The sequence below is a fragment of the Janthinobacterium sp. BJB446 genome (assembly GCF_002735655.1).
In the GTDB taxonomy this organism is placed as follows: Bacteria; Pseudomonadota; Gammaproteobacteria; order Burkholderiales; family Burkholderiaceae_D; genus Janthinobacterium; species Janthinobacterium lividum.
The window spans coordinates 512,368-530,002 of the sequence record NZ_PDZK01000002.1; the positions used below are offsets into that span (position 1 = coordinate 512,368).

Consider the following 17,635-nt stretch of genomic DNA (forward strand, 5'->3'; position numbering starts at 1 on the left):
CTGAACAATTACTTCACGTCCAGCAATTCCACGTCGAAGATCAGTGCCGAGTTCGGCGGGATGTCGCCGTTGCCCGCGCCGCGCGGACCATAGGCCAGTTCGCCTGGAATGATCAAGGTGCGCTTGCCGCCCACTTTCATGCCGGCCACGCCCTGGTCCCAGCCCTTGATGACCATGCCCTTGCCGAGCGGGAAGTCAAACGGGCCACGGCCCACGGAGCTGTCGAACTTCTTGCCGCGCGAATCTTTCGCCAGGGGACGGTACAGCCAGCCCGTGTAATGCACGGTGACATTACTGCCAGCGGACGCTTCCTTGCCCGTGCCGACCTTGTTGTCGATCAGAATCAATTTATCGGCGACAGGGCCAGGGCTCAGCGAGACGGCGGAGGCGGGAACAGGCGCTGGCGCCTGTGCCTGCGCCAGCGACGCGGCGACGGAGCAGATCAGGGCAAACAAAACGGAGCTACGCGTCATGATGTATTCTTTCAGTGAGTTTCGGTGAGATCCCTGCATCTACAAACCTGGCAGGGAACGCCAATAATAGCAAACCGCCGCAACGATAGGAAAAACTTGTCGCCCGATACCCATTGCCCCCGCCTGTTTTACGCCCTGTGGCCCGATGCGGCCACGCGCGCGGCGCTGGCCGCCTGGCAGGCGCTGCTGGACGGCAAGCCCGTGCGCCCGGACAAGCTGCACCTGACCCTGGCTTTCCTGGGCCAGCGCCCGGCCAGCGAGCTGCCGGTCCTGCTGGACATCCTGGCGCACTTGCCGGCGCGTCCCATGCCCTTGCTGTTCGATCACGCCAGCCACTTCCCCAAGCTGGCGCTGGCCTGGGCCGCCCTGGCGCAGCCCTCGCCCGCCCTGCTGGACGTGCGCGCGGCCTGCATGCACGGCCTGATGGAACAGGGGCTGGCGCCGCGCTTCGAGCACGACCGCTTTACGCCGCACGTGACACTGGCGCGCCAGGCGCTACCACCGGCCAGCCAGGACTTCGCGCCCATCGCCTGGCAGGCGGACGAGCTGGTGCTGGTGGAATCGTTCAAAAGCAGCGGCGACTACCGCATCCTGGCCAGCAGGAAATTAACCTAGGCGGCGTCCGGCACTGGCATTGGCGCTGGCACTTCAGCAACTTTGTCTTGGCGCAAGCTTTTCAGCGCATGGGCGGCCGCCACCATGCCGAAGCTGGCCGTCACCACCACGCTGGAACCGAAGCCGGCGCAGTTCAGGCCCGTGACGCCGGCGGGCGCGCCATCGATGGCGCACGCTTCGGCGCTCTCGGGCGTGCTCAACGGTTCCATGGAAAACACGGCGTCGACATTGAATTTGTTTTTCACGCCACGGGGGAAACCATATTCGGTGCGCAACAGTTTTCGCACACGCTTGAGCAGCGGTTCCTGTTCCGTTTTCGCCAGGTCGCGCACGGCAATCAAGGTCGGGTCCGTCTGCCCGCCCGCGCTGCCGATGGTCAGCATGGGAATGTTGTGCGCGCGGCAATACGCGATCACGGCCGCTTTCGCCTTGGCATTGTCGATGGCGTCCACGAGATAGTCGAAATCGCACCCGCCCAGCAACTGGTCCAGATTATCAGGGGTAATAAAATCCTCGACCTGCGTGACCTGGCAAAACGGGTTGATCAGTTCGATGCGTTCGGCCAGGGCCGTGATCTTGGCCTTGCCGATGGTGTCGCTCATGGCCTGGATCTGGCGGTTGATATTCGATTCGGCAACATTGTCCAGGTCGATCAGGGTCAGGCGGCCGACGGCGCTGCGCGCCAGCGCTTCGACGATCCAGGAACCTACGCCGCCCACGCCGATCACACACACATGCGCGGCGCGGAAGCGTGCCAACGCGGGGGCGCCGTACAGGCGGGCAATGCCGCCGAAGCGCCGCTCAAAATCGATCTCGGTCAAGTCCATGGAAATTAGTTCATTGGTGGAGGTATGCATGGCGCCATTTTAACGGACACTGCGCTGGCGGATATTCTAAAATAGCCGAATTGACACAGCGACAAGCTGCATTGTCGCCGCGCCCCCACACCGCCCACCACGAGAACACGCCATGACCTCTCCCCTGTTCGACTCCGTTCCCGGCTTTGACCAGCCCATCGCCGTGCTCAAGCATTGCCACGACAAGATCCGCAAGCAGTTGACGACCTTGCAAAACCTGCTGGGCCACCTGGGACAGAATGGCAACACGCCGGAAGCGCAGCAGGCGGCCAAGGCCGTGTTGCAATACTTTAATAAAGCCGCCCATCTGCACCATGACGATGAAGAGCAGGACTTGATGCCCATGCTGCAGGCGACGGCCACGGGCGAGGACGCCGCCTTGCTGGCCACCCTGGTGCCGGAAATCCTGGCCGACCACCAGCGCATGGACCAGGCCTGGCTGACCCTGCGCCCGGAGCTGGACGCCATCGCGGCCGGCACGGACTCGCAGTTGTCGCATGATGGCGTGCGCGACTATGCCGCCGCCTACCAGGCCCACATGGCCAAGGAAGAGGGACAACTGGCGCCCATGGCCAAGCGCCTGTTCAGCGCGCAACAGATGGAACAGCTGGGCACGGCCATGCAGCGCCGCCGCGGCATCGCGCCCGATGCGCCAGAAGGCGCCGAAGTGCCGGACGCGGCTGCCGTGCTGGCGGCCATGCGCACCGATTACGTCCAGTCCAGCCTGAGCGAGACGGATGTACTGGCCGATCCCATCGCCCAGTTCCAGAAATGGTTTGCCGAGGCTGTCAACGCGCAGGTGATGGAGCCGAACGCCATGGACTTGTCCACCGTCACTCCTGATGGCAAGCCCAGCTCGCGCATCGTACTGATCAAGCAGTTCGATGAACGGGGCTTTACCTGGTACACGAATTACCACAGCGACAAGGGCCAGCAGCTCGAGCACAATCCAAACGCCGCCCTGCTGTTCTTCTGGCGCGAGCTGGAGCGGCAAGTGCGCATCGAGGGCACGGTGGTGAAGACCACGGCGGCCGAGAGCGACGAGTATTTCAATGTACGTCCCGTGCAAAGCCGGCTGTCGGCGATTGCCTCACAGCAAAGTACACCGATCGCCAGCCGCGCCGAGCTGGAAAGCCATTACGCGGCCGTGGCCGCCGCCATCGGCGACGCGCAGCCGCCGCGTCCGGCCCATTGGGGCGGCTACCGCTTGCAGCCGGAACGCATCGAGTTCTGGCAGGGACGCCGTTCGCGCTTCCACGACCGCATCGTGTTTACACGCGGTGCTGACGGGCAATGGAGCATGCAGCGCTTGCAACCCTGAGCAGGATAAGCAAGGCGGCGCAAAGCAAGCTGGTCAATATAGGTGTAGGCTATGAGGGTAGAAGTTACTAAATGACATTGTTTCTCAATTTGCGGCCCCAGCTGGGGTTGCTGCATTGGAGGCCATTTTGTTTGTACAAAACCAACTCAAGTCCTGGATCGCCAGCATCCGCAGCAAGACCGCCTTGCCGCTACGCATAGAATTGTGGAATGGCCAGCATGTCGACCTGTCCAGCGAAGCGCCCAGAGTCACCATCCGCCTGCCGACCGTCGCCTCGGCCCGCTATCTGCTGAACCCGTCGCTGGCCAATCTGGGCTCGGCCTACGTGGAAGGCAATATCGAGGTCAAGGGCACGGCGATGGACATGATTTCCATCTGCAATGCCCTGGCCCGCAATACCTTGAAGCCGGAAGGCAAGCTGGCGCGCATCGTGCGCAGCTTTACGCACGACAAGAGCAAGGATGCCGAAGCCATCCGCTACCACTACGACGTGTCGAACGCGTTCTACGAACAGTTTCTCGACCCCGCCCTCGTGTATTCCTGCGCCTATTTCGAACACGGCGATGAAACCCTGGCGCAGGCGCAAGTCAAGAAGATCGACCATATCCTGAAAAAAATCCAGTTGCAGCCGGGCCAGACCCTGCTCGACATCGGCTGCGGCTGGGGGGCCCTCGTCATTCGTGCCGCACAACAATATGGCGCCCGCTGCGTGGGCGTGACCCTGTCGGAAAACCAGTACGCGCTGGCGCGCGAGCGCGTGGCGGCGGCCGGCCTGGCCCACCTGATCGACATCCGCCTGCAGGATTACCGCGACGTGACGGGCCAGTTCGACCGCATCACCAGCGTGGGCATGTTCGAGCACGTAGGCCTGAAACACTTGCCCGACTACTTTTCCATCATCAACAAGCTGCTGGCGCCCGATGGCATGGCGATGAACCACGGCATCACCTCGACCGATCCTGACAATGGCGAAACGCCGTATGGCGGCGGGGAATTCATCGAAAAATATGTGTTTCCGCACGGCGAGCTGGCGCACATCGGCAATGTGCTCAAGACCATGCAGCAAGGGGGACTGGAAGTGCTGGACGTGGAAAACCTGCGGCGCCACTATGCGCGCACCTGCGCCCTGTGGACGGAGAATTTTGAAGCCCATGCCGAGCAGATCCGCCCGCTGGCGGGCGAACGGCGCTTCCGCATCTGGCACGTCTACCTGGCCGGCTGTGCCTATGCCTTCGAGCAAGATTTGATCAGCTTGTACCAAATCGTCTGCGTCAAGGCGGGCCGGCGCTCTTCCACCCTGCCCTGGTCGCGCAACTATATGTATGCGCAGGACGCCAAGCCGGCGCCCGTGCTCGCCAGCTGACAGGCACGCTGGGCATCACTTCAGGCGCCCCGCGTACATGGCGCGAAATTTCTCCACCTTGGGCACGACGACCAGGGCGCAATAGCCCTGCAAGGGATGCTGCTCGACATAATTCTGGTGGTAATCCTCAGCCGTATAAAAGGTGGCTGCCGGCGCCAGCTGCGTGACGATGGGCGCATCCCACACGCCGGCCATTTCGGCCAGTACCTTGCGCGCCACGCTTTCCTGCCCGGCCGATTGGTAATGGATGACGGAACGGTATTGCGTACCGACATCGTTGCCCTGCCGATTCAGGGTGGTGGGATCGTGCAGCGTAAAAAAGATTTCCAGCAAGTCGTGGTAACTGATGACGGCAGGATCGAATTCCAGCCGCACCACTTCCGCGTGGCCCGTGTCGCCCGTGCAAATCTGTTCATACGTGGGGTTGGGCACGCTGCCGCCCGTGTAGCCGGACTCGACGCGCGTCACGCCGCGCACTTCCGCGTACACGGCAGCGAGGCACCAAAAACAGCCACCGCCCAATACCGCCACTTCCGTCTGCTCATTCATGATGCCCTCCTGCAACGCCTCTGCGACGTATCATTTCACCACTGTAACGTAAAGCGCCATGGCCTGCAGCGTCGCTTGAAACGGCGCGTGAAGCACCGCACATAGGTGCATGCTGGCCACGATTGCGCTGGCGCGGCCGATTTTTGGCATAATGTCAGCAAATAGACAGGTCACCCATGAACACACGCTCTCCCCGCGCGCCAGCGCAAGAATTCGATACGACACATTTCCGTCAGGCACTGTCGCAGTTTGCCACCGGCGTGACGGTCATTACGACGCGCCTGGCCGACGGCAGTTTCCGTGGATTGACGGCCAGTTCCTTCAACTCCGTCTCGCTGTCGCCGCCCCTGGTGCTGTGGAGCCTCGGTTCCGTGGCGAACAGCATGCCCATTTTCAGCGGCAACTCGCACTACGTCATCAACGTGCTGGGCGCCGACCAGGCGGAACTGGCGCAGCGCTTTTCACGCCGCACGCCCAATCCCTTCGACGACGTGGAATACGAACTGTCGCGCACGGGCCAGCCCATCTTGAAAGGCGCATCGGCCTGGTTCGAATGCCACAACCGCAGCCGCTACCCGGAAGGCGACCACGTCATTTTCGTGGGCGAAGTGGAACAATGCGCTTTTGCCGCGCAGCCGCCCTTGATCTTCCACAATGGAAAGTTCAATACACCGCCAGCCTGAGCGGGACAAAAAAAATCCGCCGAGGCGGATTTTTTGTTTTACAGGGTAAATTTGTACCCGATGCTGACACTCACGGCAACCGGGTCGAGCTTGATATCCTGCGTCTGCCCCGTCGAGAATTTCGCCCTGGTTTTCAGGTAGGTCTTGACCACGGCCACGTCGGCAAACCAGCGCTCATTGATGGCCAAGGTGCTGCCGACCACCAGACTGCCTGTCAGCTTGTTGTCCATGCGGTAGGTCACTGGTTTTCCACCCGGATCCAGCAAGGCCGTCATCTGGCCCGAGCCTTTTTCCTTCTGGAAATATGCATACGTCAAGCCCCCGCCCACGTAAGGGCGGATCATCGCATTCGGCTGGAAGAAACGGTACTGGATGAAGGCCGTCGGCGGCAAGGCTTCCGCCGTCCCCAGCTTGCCCGTGCCCTTGATGGAACCGGCGCCGATCAAGTCATGCTTGTACGGCACGCCCAGGATCATTTCAGCGGAAATATTGTCCGTGATCATGTAGGCAAAGGTCAGGATGGGCTTGGTATCCGACTTGACGTCGGCCTTGGTGCCCGGCAGTGCCGGCGCGGAAATGTCGCCACTGTCCACGTGCGGCGTGATCTTGTTGAGGCCAGCCTTGGCCATCCAGGTGCCTGCGCTTTGCGCCGAAGCGCCCGTCGCCATGGCCATCGCGGCTGCCGCGGCCAGCACGCGTACAGCGGTATTCAAACGATTCTTCATCTTGTCTCCTGATTCAATATGTGCGAAGTGTTCCGCTTTCGAGTCTTGTCGCTGCCGGCCCCGGCCGCGCCTCCCAGGCACAGCCGGTGCGGCCATCCCTTACAGCCAGCCCCGCACGACCATGTCCTTGGCCACATAACGGGCCAGCAACAGGTTGTTGAACGGCGTAGGATGCACATCGTCGGCATACGAGTAGTGGCTGACGTCGCCCGCTTTCAGGTTCGAGCCATTGCACACGAGCGAGCTGCCCAGGATATTGCCCGGTGCGCTCAGGTCGCATGCCGTCTCGCTGACGTTGGTCAAGCCATACGGGCCAGGATTGGTGCCCTGGTCATGGCTGACGGCAAACACGTCGACCAGCAAGACTTTCGCATTGCCCGTCAAGCCCGCCTTGAGTTCGCCATTGAAGGCGCTGACCATGGCATTGATCAGCGCCTTGGTGTTGGCATCCTTGCTCAAGCCCGATGGCGTACCGGCCACGTCCGGCAGGTTGTTGACCACCACATAGTTGGCGCCCTTGGCGATGATCTGATTGGTGATCAGTGCCACCAGTTCCTTGCCGGCCTGTCCCATTGCCGTAACCAGCGCGGGGCCGTTCGCCGCAGCAAATTCAGCGCCAGCCTTGGCGCCGGCAGCATTGCCCGTCACCGTCGCATCGGCTTGTGCCTTGGCGACCAGCGGACCATATACGGCAGGCGAAGCGACGGCCGTATTACCGGCAATGACAGCAGCTTGCACGGCCGCACCAACGATGGTCGCCGACGTGGCGCCAGGCGCCGCGCTGGCCGTCTTGACGGCGGCGCCGATGGCAGCCGCTGCCGTGGTAGGGTTGGTGGCGCCGGCCGCCAGGGCCATGGTCAGGTTGGTGGCGAAGGCCTGCGCGCCAGCGGCCGCGCCAGCAGCCTGGCCAGCGGCAGTCGCGCCCGTTTGCAATGCGCCCAGCTGATACAGCACGTCATTGCCGCCTGCCATCACGAAAACGGCTTCCGTGCCGCTGAACTTGCCGCCGGAAACAGCCAGGTGGTTCGCGATCTGCGTCACCACGGGCACGGTCAGGGCGCCCAGCGGACTGCCCGTCGCCTTGTTATTCGGGCCAACCGGATTGGTCACGCGCGAACCACCCATGGCGTAGCCGAAACAGCCTGCATGCTTGACGCGGGCAACGGCCAAGCCCTGCGCCGCATTGCCTTCCAACCCAGTCTCGGCAGCACATGGCGCGGCCAGGCCGAATTGCGCGGCCAGGTGCTCGGTCCAGTTCTTGCCCGTCAGTTCAGGATTGATCTTGGTATTGTCGCCATTGATGGTGAACTTGCCGCCACCTTTCGCCGCCACCGTACCCACGGCATACGAGCCGACGTCGGACAGGCTGTCGCCGAACGACACCTGCGCCGTGTATTTGACTTTCAAGGTTTGATCACCGCCACTGGCGCCGCCGCAACCTGCCAGGACAGCCGCAGCCAGCACGGCCAGCGCGAATTTTGTTTGATGCATTTTGTCTCCTCGGTCTTTTTTCTGGTTTCTAAACGAACGGGCGTGCTATTCGCTACCCAACTAATATGCCATCGTTCCTCAGGCTTGTATAGAAAATATGTTTTAAAAATCAACGGAATAACAACACCGCCGGTGCCCTGTCACAACCAGGCGATCCGCTGAATTATGGAGGATTTACTATGTTTCGTGGCAAGCATCTCTATTGCGCTGCATCAAGAAAAAGCCCCTTGCGGGGCTTTTTATGATGGGGACAGGAATTGCTGCAAGATACCACTTGAGCCGAACGCGGCACGCCGCAAGCGGTCATTCACGCCCAGCCACGCAGGGCCGGTGGGCGGTGCTTCGACGAGTATCAGCTCGGCGCCGACCTGGTCCATCGTGCGCAGCGAGGCATACAGCGCATGTGCGTAATTTTCCGGGGTCGCCGCCAGGCGCACGCTGGCGCTGGCCGGCGGCAGATCCGAGTAGTGGATCAGGGCCACGCGGCGCCCGTCATTGAGCAGGCGGTTCAAGGTGGCGCCCACGTCGTCGCTGTGTTGCATCGCAACAGGCGTGTGCGGCGCGTAGTGCGATTCCAGGGTGCCCGAGGCGCGCGGCGCAGCTGCGTCCGCCACGGCCGGTGCGCGGCCAATGACGGCAGCGATCTGCTCACTGCTGATATGGCCGGGACGCAACAGCACGGGACCGTGCGTGGCAAGGCGCGACAGGTCGACGATGGTCGACTCGATGCCCACGTCGCTCTGCCCGCCATCGAGTACCAAGCCCAGCAAGCCGCTATCGAGTTCCGCCGCGAATTCATCGCGCACATGCTGCGCCGTGGTCGGGCTGACATTGCCGAACTTGTTCGCCGACGGCGCCGCCAGGCCGCCGTTGCCGCCCTTGAAGGTGCGTAGCAATGCGATAGCCACCGGATGCGACGGGCAGCGCAAGCCCACCGTATCCTGGCCGCCGGACACGGCGTCGGGAATATGCGCGGCGCGCTTGACGATCAGGGTCAGCGGACCGGGCCAGAAGGCAGCCACCAGTTGCTGCGCTTCCACGGGAATGTCGTCGGACCAGTGCGCCAGGTCGGCGCCGGGTGCCACGTGCACGATCACGGGATGGTCCGATGGACGGCCCTTGGCTTCATAGATGCGCGCCACGGCGGCCGGGTTTTCCGCATCGGCGCCCAGGCCATACACCGTTTCCGTCGGGAAAGCGACGAGGCCGCCCGCCTCCAGCACGGCAGCGGCCGCTGCCAGGTCTTGTGCGGGCACGCTCACGGCGCGATTCCCAGGATCAGGCAAGCGTCATGCAGGCGCTGCTGCGCTTGCGGCAAGGTGGCGGCGATCAGGGTCAGATGGCCCATCTTGCGGCCACGGCGCGGGTCATCCTTGCCATACAGGTGCAAACAGGCGCCCGGCAGCGCCAGCACCTGGTCCCACGCCGGTTCGCAGGCAACATCGCTGCCGTCGGCAAACCAGGCGTCGCCGAGGATGTTGAGCATCACGGCCGGCGAATGCTGGCGCACGTCGCCCAGCGGCAGACGCGCCATGGCCCGCACCTGCTGCGCGAACTGGCTGGTGACGCAAGCATCCATCGTGTAGTGGCCGCTGTTGTGGGGACGCGGCGCCATTTCATTGACCACCAGGCTGCCGTCGTCCAGCACGAAAAATTCGATGCACAGCACGCCAACGTAGCCGAGTTCGGCAACCATGGCTTGCGCCGCCCGCTGCGCCTTGGCGGCGCAATCGTCCGACACGTTCGGACCCGGTACGGTGGTGGTAAACAGCACGCCGTCGCGGTGCACGTTTTCGGCGATCGGATACACGACCGATTCGCCGTCCACGCCACGCGCCGTCAACACCGACACTTCATACGCCAGCGGCAGCATCTTTTCCAACAGGCAAGTTACTTGTCCCATTTCCGCGAAGGCGGCGCGCACATCGTCGCGCGTGCGCACACGGAACTGGCCCTTGCCGTCATAGCCCATGCGCACGGTTTTCAAGATGCCCGGCAACAAGTCGTCGTCGATGGCATCGATGTCGTCCTGCGTGGCGATGACCATGTGCGGCGCCGGCAGCACGCCCGACTTGGCCGCACAGTCGACAAAGAAACGCTTTTCCGCGATGCGGTCCTGCGCCACCGATACGCCGTGGGCATCCGGCGCCACGAAGACGTGGTTGGCCAGGCGCGACAGGCTGTCGGCCGGCACGTTTTCGAATTCCGTGGTGACGGCCAGGCATTGTGCCGCCAGGGCGTCGAGACCCGCCACATCGTCATAACCGGCATTGACGAGGCGCTGCGCCACCTGCCCCGCAGGGCAGGCATCGGACGGTTCCAGTACAGCTACCTGGTAGCCCATGCTCTGGGCGGCCTGGGCAAACATGCGGCCGAGCTGGCCGCCGCCCATCACGCCCAGCCACGCCGGTGGATGAGCGGCGGGCAGCAATGGGGAAGTCGATTTACTATTCATTATTTTTCAAACACATTATTCAGGCAAGACCATGGCCTTGGCGGCGGCCGTTTGCGTGGCACGGAAGACTTCCAGCTTTTCGGCCAGGGCGTCGTCATTGGCCGCGAGCATCGCCACCGCCGTCAGCGCCGCATTTGCCGCGCCCGCTTCGCCGATGGCGAAGGTGGCGACCGGCACGCCCTTGGGCATTTGCAGGATCGACAGCATGGAATCTTCGCCACGCAGGTATTTCGATGGCACAGGCACGCCCAGCACGGGCACGATGGTCATCGCGGCCACCATGCCAGGCAGGTGGGCCGCGCCGCCGGCGCCGGCGATGATGGCGCGCAAGCCGCGCGCGCGCGCGCTTTTCGCGTACGCATACATTTCGTCAGGCATGCGGTGCGCGGAAATGACTTGCGCTTCGTACGGCACGCCAAACTGTTTCAGGATGGCCACCGCGTTCTGCATCACTTCCCAGTCCGAGGACGAACCCATGATGACGCCGACCAGCGGCTTATTTTGCTCGCTCATCTCAGGCCTTCAGCTTCTCGCCCGTCAGGCGTTCGATGGCTTCGAAATACTTGGCCTGGGTTTTTTCGATGACGTCGGCCGGCAGGGCTGGCGCCGGTGCGGTCTTGCCCCAGGTCAGGGTTTCCAGGTAGTCGCGCACGAACTGCTTGTCGAACGACGGTGGCGAAATGCCAGGCTGATACGAATCGGCAGGCCAGAAGCGCGACGAATCGGCCGTCAGCACTTCATCCATCAGATGCATGACGCCATTGTCGTCCAGGCCGAATTCAAACTTGGTGTCGGCGATGATGATGCCGCGCGTGGCAGCGTATTCGGCGGCCGTCTTGTACAGGGCAATGGCCACGTCGCGCATCTTGGCGGCCAGGTCGGCACCGATGCGCTCTTCCATTTCAGCAAAGCTGATGTTTTCATCATGCTCGCCCAGTTCAGCCTTGGCCGCCGGGGTGAAGATCGGTTCCGGCAGTTTTTCCGCTTGCTGCAGGCCGGCTGGCAAGGCGATGCCGCAGATGCTGCCCGTGTCCTGGTAATCTTTCCAGCCCGAACCGATGATATAGCCGCGCACGACTGCCTCGACCATGATCGGCTTCAAGCGCTTGGCCACCACGGCGCGGCCCTTGACTTGCTCCACTTCCTCGGGCGCCACCACGGATTCCGGCGCCACGCCGGTCAGGTGGTTCGGCACGATATGGCCCAGTTTCTCGAACCAGAAGTCGCTCATCTGGTTGAGAACCTTGCCCTTGCCGGGGATAGGCTCGTTCATGACGACATCGAAGGCCGACAGGCGGTCCGTGGTAACGATCAAGATCTTGTCGTCACCAACGGCGTAGTTGTCGCGGACCTTGCCGTGGCCCAGCAATGGCAGGGAGTGGATGGAAGTCTGATAGAGGCTGTTCATAGCGGGGGAATAGTTGGATGAAACGAAACCGGCAGGCAGGGGGTGCCCGCCGGTCGAGAAAATCGGGCACGGAGCATTGCATCCGGCCCGTTCCAGACAGAATTTTACTTCACAATTTGCGACAGCTCGCCGGCCTTGTAGCGCTCGGCCATTTTTTCCATCGTGATGACCTTGATTTTCGACGCCTGGCCTTCGCAGCCGAAAGCCTGCATGCGCGCGCGCACGATTTGCTCGGCGGCGGTGCGGGCTGGCTTCAGGAAGTCGCGCGGGTCGAATTTCGACGGGTTCTCGAACAGGTACTTGCGGATCGCGGCCGTCATCGCCAGGCGGATGTCGGTGTCGATGTTGATCTTGCGCACGCCGTGACGGATGCCTTCCTGGATTTCCTCGACTGGCACGCCGTAGGTTTCCTTCATGTCGCCGCCGAATTCGCGGATGATGGCCAGCAATTCCTGCGGTACCGACGAGGAACCGTGCATCACCAGGTGGGTGTTCGGGATGCGCGCGTGAATTTCCTTGATGCGGTCGATGGCCAGGATGTCGCCCGTTGGCTTGCGCGTGAATTTGTAGGCGCCATGCGAGGTGCCGATGGCGATCGCCAGGGCGTCGCACTGGGTGCGCTGCACGAAGTCGGCCGCTTGCGCCACGTCCGTCAGCAGTTGCTCGCGGGTCATGGTGCCGTCGGCGCCGTGGCCGTCTTCCTTGTCGCCCTTCATGGTTTCCAGCGAACCGAGCACGCCCAGTTCCGCTTCCACCGTCACGCCGATGGCGTGCGAGAATTTCACCACTTCACGCGACACTTCCACGTTGTATTCGTACGATGCGACCGACTTGCCGTCCGCTTCCAGCGAACCGTCCATCATGACGGACGTGAAGCCCGAACGGATGGCAGCCATGCAGACGGCCGGCGACTGGCCGTGATCCTGGTGCATGACGACGGGAATGTGCGGATACGCTTCGACGGCGGCGTCGATCAGGTGGCGCAGGAACGCTTCACCGGCGTACTTGCGCGCGCCAGCGGACGCTTGCATGATCACCGGGCTGTTGAGCGCATCGGCGGCAGCCATGATGGCTTGCACTTGCTCCAGGTTATTGACGTTGAAAGCAGGAATGCCATAACCGTTTTCGGCGGCATGGTCCAGCAGTTGACGCATGGATACGAGAGACATGGTAATACTCCAGATAACAATAGAAACCGTTGCGGCGCTTCGCGGTGGTCAATAACCGCGCCGGCGCCTGAATTCTTGGACCTTAGTCGAATTCGCCTACCTTCACAATCTTCAAGGCATTCGTGCCGCCCACCTGGCCCATCGGCTCGCCCCAGGTGACGACGATCATGTCGCCCTTGCGGACGATGCCCTGCGCCACCAGCAGCTCTTCCGCCTGCTTCAGCACTTGCGCGCTGGGGGCGTTCTGCATCAGATGATACGCCCGAACATTGCGGTACAGCGCGGCTTTGCGCAAAGTCGTCACGCTGGGCGTGAGCGCATAGATCGGCGTATCGATACTGTGGCGGCTCATCCACAAGGCGGTGGAACCGGATTCCGTCAACGCCACGATGGCTTTGACGCGCAAGTGGTGGGCCGTAAACAGCGCACCGTAGGCGATCGACTGGTCGATGCGGGTAAATGTGACGTTGAGGAAATCGGCATCGAGCTTGTTGTATTCGGACTGTTCCGCTTCCACGCAGATGGCGGCCATCATTTCCACCGTCTCGATCGGGTACTTGCCCGAGGCCGTTTCGGCCGACGTCATGACGGCGTCCGTGCCGTCGAGCACGGCATTGGCCACGTCGGACACTTCCGCGCGGGTCGGCACGGCGTTGACGATCATCGATTCCATCATCTGCGTGGCCGTGATGGCCAGCTTGTTCGACGCGCGCGCCATCTTGATCATGCGTTTCTGCAAGGCCGGCACGGCCGCATTGCCCACTTCCACGGCCAGGTCGCCACGCGCCACCATGATGCCGTCGGACGCATCGAGGATTTCCTGCAGCGCGGGAATGGCTTCCGCGCGCTCGATCTTGGCGATCATCATCGGCTTGTGGTGGTACGGTTCGCCGGCGATATTGGCCAGTTGGCGCGCCATTTCCATGTCGGTCGCGCATTTCGGGAAGGAAATGGCCAGATAGTCGGCCTGGAAACTCATGGCCGTCTTGATATCTTCCATATCCTTGGCCGTCAGCGCGGGCGCGGACAGGCCGCCGCCCTGGCGGTTGATGCCCTTGTTGTTCGACAACTCGCCGCCAATCTTGACGGTGGTGTGGATTTCGCTGCCGTGGATGCGCTCGACGATCAGCACGATGAGGCCGTCGTTCAGCAGCAGCACGTCGCCCTTGTGCAAATCGCGCGGCAGGGCCTTGTAGTCGAGGCCGACGCGCTCCTGGTTGCCCAGTTCGCCGTTTTCGCCCCACTTGGCGTCGAGGATGAAGCGCTCGCCCGCTTCGAGCTGGATGCGCGTGTTTTCAAACTTGCCGACGCGAATCTTCGGCCCTTGCATGTCGGCCATGATCGCCACTTCGCGCCCGCACTCGGCCGCTGCCAGGCGCACCAGCGCCGCGCGGTCGATATGGTCTTGTGCCTTGCCGTGGGAAAAATTCAAACGCACCACGTCGACACCCGCACGTATCATCTTCACCAGGATATCGAAGTCGGTGGAGGCAGGGCCGATTGTTGCTACGATTTTTGTACCGCGTGGCATAGGAGTCCTTGTGCGCGAGCGAAGGTGAGCAAGGCCGGCTCGATGCTGCATCCGGCAAGGTAAAAGCGCAGCGGTCAGGCTGCGCTTGGTATTGCACTACAGTCAGGCTTTATCAGCCAGCACGTTGCATGAGAATTTCTACTGCGGGCAAAGTCTTGCCTTCCAGGAACTCCAGGAAAGCGCCGCCGCCCGTCGAGATATAGCTGATTTTATCGGTAATGTCGTATTTGGCAATCGCCGCCAGGGTGTCGCCACCGCCAGCAATGGAGAAAGCTTTCGAATCGGCAATGGCCAGGGCCAGGGTCTTGGTGCCGTTGCCGAACTGGTCGAATTCGAACACGCCGACCGGGCCGTTCCAGACGATGGTGCCGGCGGCGGCGATCTGCTGTGCCAGCAGGGCCGCCGTTTTCGGGCCGATATCAAGGATCATGTCGTCGTCCGCCACGTCGGCCACGTCCTTGACGGTGGCAATGGCCACAGGCGAGAATTCCTTGGCGCACACGACATCGACAGGAATCGGCACTTGCGCGCCACGCTTGGCCATGATCTCGATGATGGCCTTGGCTTCCTCGACGAGTTCCGCTTCCACCAGCGACTTGCCAACGTTCAAGCCGACGGCTTTCATGAAGGTGTTGGCGATGCCGCCGCCGACGATCAGGTTATCGACCTTGTCGGACAGGGCTTTCAAGATGGTCAGCTTGCTCGATACTTTCGAACCAGCAACGATAGCCAGCAGCGGGCGGGCGGGCGCGTGCAAAGCTTTCCCCAGTGCATCGAGTTCGGCGGCCAGCAGCGGGCCGGCGCAAGCGACGGGGGCGAACTTGGCGATGCCGTGCGTGGACGCTTCCGCGCGGTGGGCCGTGCCGAACGCGTCGTTGACGTAGATATCGCACAATGTCGCCATTTTTTGCGCCAGCTCATCGCTGTTTTTCTTTTCGCCCTTGTTGACGCGCACGTTTTCCAGCAGGACGACTTGGCCGGCAGCCAGGGATTCCAGGCCCGCGCCATCGACCCAATTTTGCTTCAATGCAACTTCCTGGCCCAGCAGCTCGGACAAGCGGGCGGCCACGGGCGCCAGGCTGTCGGCCGGCTTGAACTCGCCTTCCGTCGGACGGCCCAGGTGCGACGTCACCATGACGGCGGCGCCAGCGTCCAGCGCGGCGCGGATGGCCGGCACCGAGGCGCGGATGCGCGTATCTTCGGTGATCTTGCCACTGTCATCTTGCGGGACGTTCAGGTCGGCGCGGATAAACACGCGCTTGCCTTGCAGTGCATTTTGGGCGATCAAATCTTGCAGACGAATGAAGTTGAGAACAGCTGACATGGCGATCCAGATGACGAGTGGAAGGAAGTGCGCTATTTTACCGCAATGCCCAGCGCAAATCCCCGATTTGTCCTGCTTTACTGAAAAACGTGCAACAGTCGCAAGCCCGTGAAAACCAGCATGCCAAACACGATGGTTTGCAGCATATTGCGGCGGATCACAAAAAAGAGCGTAGCGGCAATACCGGATAACAGTTTCAAATTCGACAATTCAAGGTGCACTTGCTGCCCCTCCATCAGCATGTCGGGCGCGATGATGGCCGCCAGCGCGCAGGCCGGCGCGTAGCGCAGCATCTCGCCCACGCGGCGCGGAATGGTGATGTGATGGCCGATCAGCCAGAAGGTGCTGCGCGTGGCGGCTGTCGCCACTACCAGCACGGCGATGGCGATCCACACGTCGGCCCTGCCCCAGTCTATGCCGTCAAACATGGTGTTTTGTCCATTTTTCTGTCAACTCTTCCACGGCCATGGCGCTGACCATGCCCACCACCACGGCCACCAGCAAGCCCAGCTTATACGGCAGACTGAAGGCCAGCACGGCCACCGTGCCCGCCACCAGCACGCCGCACAGGGCGGCGCGGCTGAGGATCAGCGGCACAGTCACGCACAGGATCGCCAGGGTGCCGGCAAAGCCCAGCCCCCATTCGGCCGGCACGACGGCGCCCAGCACGATGCCGATGAAGGAACCGATTTGCCAGGCCAGCCAGTTGGGATAGATCAAGCCTTTCAGGAAAGGCAGCTTGGCCGGGTCCGGCGTTTCATGGGGGTAGCGCTGCAGGAACAGGCCCACGGTGATGTCGCCCGCCACATAGCCGAGCGCAAAGCGCTGGCGCCACGGCAGATGGGAAAAATGGGGGGCCAGCAGCACGGAAAAGATGACAAAACGCAAATTGACGACGAGGGCCGTGGCAAAGATCACCCACACGGGCGCCTGCGCGGCCAGCAGCGGCAAGGACGCGAGCTGGGCCGAACCGGCAAAGACAAACAGGGTCATGGCCCCCGCCTGCGCGACAGTCAGGCCGCTTTTCACCATGGCCACGCCCACCACCATGCCCCAGGCGGCGATGCCCAGCAGGGTGGGCGCACCCAAGTTCAACCCGGCGCGCCAGGCATCTTTCAGCAGGGCATCGTCGCTGGCGGCCGGGACGGCGTTCACGCGATGCTCCTGCAGGCGTATTGTGGTAACTGCACAACAATGGTGCGCGGAGAAAGACTCCGCAACGGCGATACCGGCAAGGCAAATCCAGTCAGTGTGGCGCTGCAGCTGCCATATTTCCGCAAAAACCCGCGCCGCAGCCGAAGATGATCGAGCCGCCATTTTAGCCATGATTTTTGCTGTCTGCCTGAATCCGTTAAAATCGTGGTTTTGGCAGCAGCCGACTTCCTTCCATACAGCCTCACGGAGCATGACAAGATGACAAAAACCACCCAGCCAGCGGTCGAACTCGACAGTAAAGACCTGCCAGCCCACTGCCCTAACCCGGCCATGCCGCTGTGGTCGTCGCATCCGCGTGTGTTCCTGGAATTCAACAAGGACGGTATCGCCAAGTGCCCTTACTGCGGCACGGCCTACACCCTGAAGGAAGGCGCCAGCGCCGGCCATCATTAAACTGCCCAGCGGCGCGCCCCCAGCGCGCCGTTTTCATTTACACAGCTAGCTGTACCGATCAAG

Annotated in this window: 19 protein-coding genes; 5 read left to right on the forward strand and 14 right to left on the reverse strand. The window is 62.3% G+C overall.

Features of this window, described 5'->3' with window-relative positions:
- Window positions 1-8: 8 nt before the first annotated feature.
- Complete coding sequence (locus CSQ92_RS17985; protein ID WP_034780576.1) at window positions 9-473, reverse strand: FKBP-type peptidyl-prolyl cis-trans isomerase; 465 nt, start codon at window positions 471-473, stop codon at window positions 9-11.
- A gap of 96 nt (window positions 474-569) precedes the next feature.
- Between CSQ92_RS17985 and thpR the strand changes: the two genes are divergently transcribed.
- Entirely contained in the window at window positions 570-1,088 is a 519-nt protein-coding gene (thpR, locus tag CSQ92_RS17990; RefSeq protein ID WP_180277047.1) for an RNA 2',3'-cyclic phosphodiesterase, read from the forward strand.
- Here the strand turns inward: thpR and tcdA are convergent.
- Window positions 1,085-1,945 (reverse strand): tRNA cyclic N6-threonylcarbamoyladenosine(37) synthase TcdA, encoded by an 861-nt coding sequence (gene tcdA / locus CSQ92_RS17995; protein WP_257219262.1) that lies wholly within the window; start codon window positions 1,943-1,945, stop codon window positions 1,085-1,087. The two genes, thpR and tcdA, sit on opposite strands and share 4 nt — an antisense overlap.
- Window positions 1,946-2,057: 112 nt before the next feature.
- On the opposite strand from tcdA, the gene pdxH reads away from it, so the two are divergent.
- Both pdxH and CSQ92_RS18005 read left to right on the forward strand, forming a co-directional pair.
- Complete coding sequence (gene pdxH / locus CSQ92_RS18000; RefSeq protein WP_099394957.1) at window positions 2,058-3,266, forward strand: pyridoxamine 5'-phosphate oxidase; 1,209 nt, start codon at window positions 2,058-2,060, stop codon at window positions 3,264-3,266.
- A gap of 127 nt (window positions 3,267-3,393) precedes the next feature.
- Entirely contained in the window at window positions 3,394-4,629 is a 1,236-nt protein-coding gene (locus tag CSQ92_RS18005; RefSeq protein ID WP_034780842.1) for an SAM-dependent methyltransferase, read from the forward strand.
- 15 nt (window positions 4,630-4,644) lie between these two features.
- On the opposite strand, the gene msrA is transcribed toward CSQ92_RS18005, so the two are convergent.
- Window positions 4,645-5,178 carry a peptide-methionine (S)-S-oxide reductase MsrA gene (gene msrA / locus CSQ92_RS18010; protein ID WP_034780844.1) on the reverse strand — a complete coding sequence of 178 codons (534 nt, stop codon included), beginning with the start codon at window positions 5,176-5,178 and terminating at the stop codon, window positions 4,645-4,647.
- A gap of 176 nt (window positions 5,179-5,354) precedes the next feature.
- On the opposite strand from msrA, the gene CSQ92_RS18015 reads away from it, so the two are divergent.
- Window positions 5,355-5,861 carry a flavin reductase family protein gene (locus CSQ92_RS18015; RefSeq protein ID WP_034780584.1) on the forward strand — a complete coding sequence of 169 codons (507 nt, stop codon included), beginning with the start codon at window positions 5,355-5,357 and terminating at the stop codon, window positions 5,859-5,861.
- A gap of 38 nt (window positions 5,862-5,899) precedes the next feature.
- Here the strand turns inward: CSQ92_RS18015 and CSQ92_RS18020 are convergent, their stop codons facing one another.
- From CSQ92_RS18020 to CSQ92_RS18070, 11 genes are all read right to left on the reverse strand, one after another.
- Window positions 5,900-6,586 carry an OmpW/AlkL family protein gene (locus tag CSQ92_RS18020; protein WP_034780587.1) on the reverse strand — a complete coding sequence of 229 codons (687 nt, stop codon included), beginning with the start codon at window positions 6,584-6,586 and terminating at the stop codon, window positions 5,900-5,902.
- Between the two features lie 99 nt (window positions 6,587-6,685).
- Entirely contained in the window at window positions 6,686-8,077 is a 1,392-nt protein-coding gene (locus CSQ92_RS18025; RefSeq protein WP_099394958.1) for an SGNH/GDSL hydrolase family protein, read from the reverse strand.
- A 239-nt stretch (window positions 8,078-8,316) separates the two neighbouring features.
- Complete coding sequence (locus CSQ92_RS18030; RefSeq protein WP_099394959.1) at window positions 8,317-9,339, reverse strand: L-threonylcarbamoyladenylate synthase; 1,023 nt, start codon at window positions 9,337-9,339, stop codon at window positions 8,317-8,319.
- Complete coding sequence (locus CSQ92_RS18035) at window positions 9,336-10,532, reverse strand: 5-(carboxyamino)imidazole ribonucleotide synthase (protein ID WP_099394960.1); 1,197 nt, start codon at window positions 10,530-10,532, stop codon at window positions 9,336-9,338. Before CSQ92_RS18035 ends, CSQ92_RS18030 begins: the two co-directional genes overlap by 4 nt.
- A 15-nt stretch (window positions 10,533-10,547) precedes the next feature.
- Complete coding sequence (purE, locus tag CSQ92_RS18040) at window positions 10,548-11,045, reverse strand: 5-(carboxyamino)imidazole ribonucleotide mutase (RefSeq protein ID WP_099394961.1); 498 nt, start codon at window positions 11,043-11,045, stop codon at window positions 10,548-10,550.
- Between the two features lies 1 nt (window position 11,046).
- On the reverse strand, window positions 11,047-11,940 hold the full coding sequence (locus CSQ92_RS18045) for a phosphoribosylaminoimidazolesuccinocarboxamide synthase (protein ID WP_034780603.1): 894 nt from the start codon (window positions 11,938-11,940) through the stop codon (window positions 11,047-11,049).
- A 104-nt stretch (window positions 11,941-12,044) separates the two neighbouring features.
- The gene (gene fba, locus CSQ92_RS18050; RefSeq protein WP_010401625.1) at window positions 12,045-13,109 is read right to left on the reverse strand and encodes a class II fructose-bisphosphate aldolase; all 1,065 of its coding nucleotides are present in this window, start codon (window positions 13,107-13,109) and stop codon (window positions 12,045-12,047) included.
- A gap of 82 nt (window positions 13,110-13,191) precedes the next feature.
- Window positions 13,192-14,640, reverse strand: coding sequence for a pyruvate kinase (gene pyk, locus CSQ92_RS18055; protein ID WP_046684386.1), 1,449 nt, complete (start codon window positions 14,638-14,640; stop codon window positions 13,192-13,194).
- A gap of 112 nt (window positions 14,641-14,752) precedes the next feature.
- Window positions 14,753-15,964: a phosphoglycerate kinase gene (locus CSQ92_RS18060; protein WP_092607451.1), complete on the reverse strand. Its 1,212-nt coding sequence runs from the start codon at window positions 15,962-15,964 to the stop codon at window positions 14,753-14,755.
- A gap of 77 nt (window positions 15,965-16,041) precedes the next feature.
- Entirely contained in the window at window positions 16,042-16,392 is a 351-nt protein-coding gene (locus CSQ92_RS18065) for an AzlD domain-containing protein (RefSeq protein WP_034780613.1), read from the reverse strand.
- Window positions 16,385-17,119: an AzlC family ABC transporter permease gene (locus CSQ92_RS18070; protein WP_099394962.1), complete on the reverse strand. Its 735-nt coding sequence runs from the start codon at window positions 17,117-17,119 to the stop codon at window positions 16,385-16,387. The genes CSQ92_RS18065 and CSQ92_RS18070 overlap by 8 nt, the downstream gene beginning before the upstream one ends.
- A gap of 258 nt (window positions 17,120-17,377) precedes the next feature.
- Between CSQ92_RS18070 and CSQ92_RS18075 the strand changes: the two genes are divergently transcribed.
- The gene (locus CSQ92_RS18075; protein ID WP_034780619.1) at window positions 17,378-17,572 is read left to right on the forward strand and encodes a zinc-finger domain-containing protein; all 195 of its coding nucleotides are present in this window, start codon (window positions 17,378-17,380) and stop codon (window positions 17,570-17,572) included.
- Window positions 17,573-17,635: the final 63 nt, after the last annotated feature.

Bases quoted from the DNA above. Each gene is read 5' to 3' on its own strand.
- CSQ92_RS17985 (WP_034780576.1), bottom strand. From the start codon at position 473: ATGACGCGTAGCTCCGTTTTGTTTGCCCTGATCTGCTCCGTCGCCGCG.
- tcdA (WP_257219262.1), bottom strand. From the start codon at position 1,945: ATGCATACCTCCACCAATGAACTAATTTCCATGGACTTGACCGAGATC.
- pdxH (WP_099394957.1), top strand. From the start codon at position 2,058: ATGACCTCTCCCCTGTTCGACTCCGTTCCCGGCTTTGACCAGCCCATC.
- msrA (WP_034780844.1), bottom strand. From the start codon at position 5,178: ATGAATGAGCAGACGGAAGTGGCGGTATTGGGCGGTGGCTGTTTTTGG.
- CSQ92_RS18015 (WP_034780584.1), top strand. From the start codon at position 5,355: ATGAACACACGCTCTCCCCGCGCGCCAGCGCAAGAATTCGATACGACA.
- CSQ92_RS18020 (WP_034780587.1), bottom strand. From the start codon at position 6,586: ATGAAGAATCGTTTGAATACCGCTGTACGCGTGCTGGCCGCGGCAGCC.
- CSQ92_RS18025 (WP_099394958.1), bottom strand. From the start codon at position 8,077: ATGCATCAAACAAAATTCGCGCTGGCCGTGCTGGCTGCGGCTGTCCTG.
- CSQ92_RS18035 (WP_099394960.1), bottom strand. From the start codon at position 10,532: ATGAATAGTAAATCGACTTCCCCATTGCTGCCCGCCGCTCATCCACCG.
- purE (WP_099394961.1), bottom strand. From the start codon at position 11,045: ATGAGCGAGCAAAATAAGCCGCTGGTCGGCGTCATCATGGGTTCGTCC.
- CSQ92_RS18045 (WP_034780603.1), bottom strand. From the start codon at position 11,940: ATGAACAGCCTCTATCAGACTTCCATCCACTCCCTGCCATTGCTGGGC.
- fba (WP_010401625.1), bottom strand. From the start codon at position 13,109: ATGTCTCTCGTATCCATGCGTCAACTGCTGGACCATGCCGCCGAAAAC.
- pyk (WP_046684386.1), bottom strand. From the start codon at position 14,640: ATGCCACGCGGTACAAAAATCGTAGCAACAATCGGCCCTGCCTCCACC.
- CSQ92_RS18060 (WP_092607451.1), bottom strand. From the start codon at position 15,964: ATGTCAGCTGTTCTCAACTTCATTCGTCTGCAAGATTTGATCGCCCAA.
- CSQ92_RS18065 (WP_034780613.1), bottom strand. From the start codon at position 16,392: ATGTTTGACGGCATAGACTGGGGCAGGGCCGACGTGTGGATCGCCATC.
- CSQ92_RS18075 (WP_034780619.1), top strand. From the start codon at position 17,378: ATGACAAAAACCACCCAGCCAGCGGTCGAACTCGACAGTAAAGACCTG.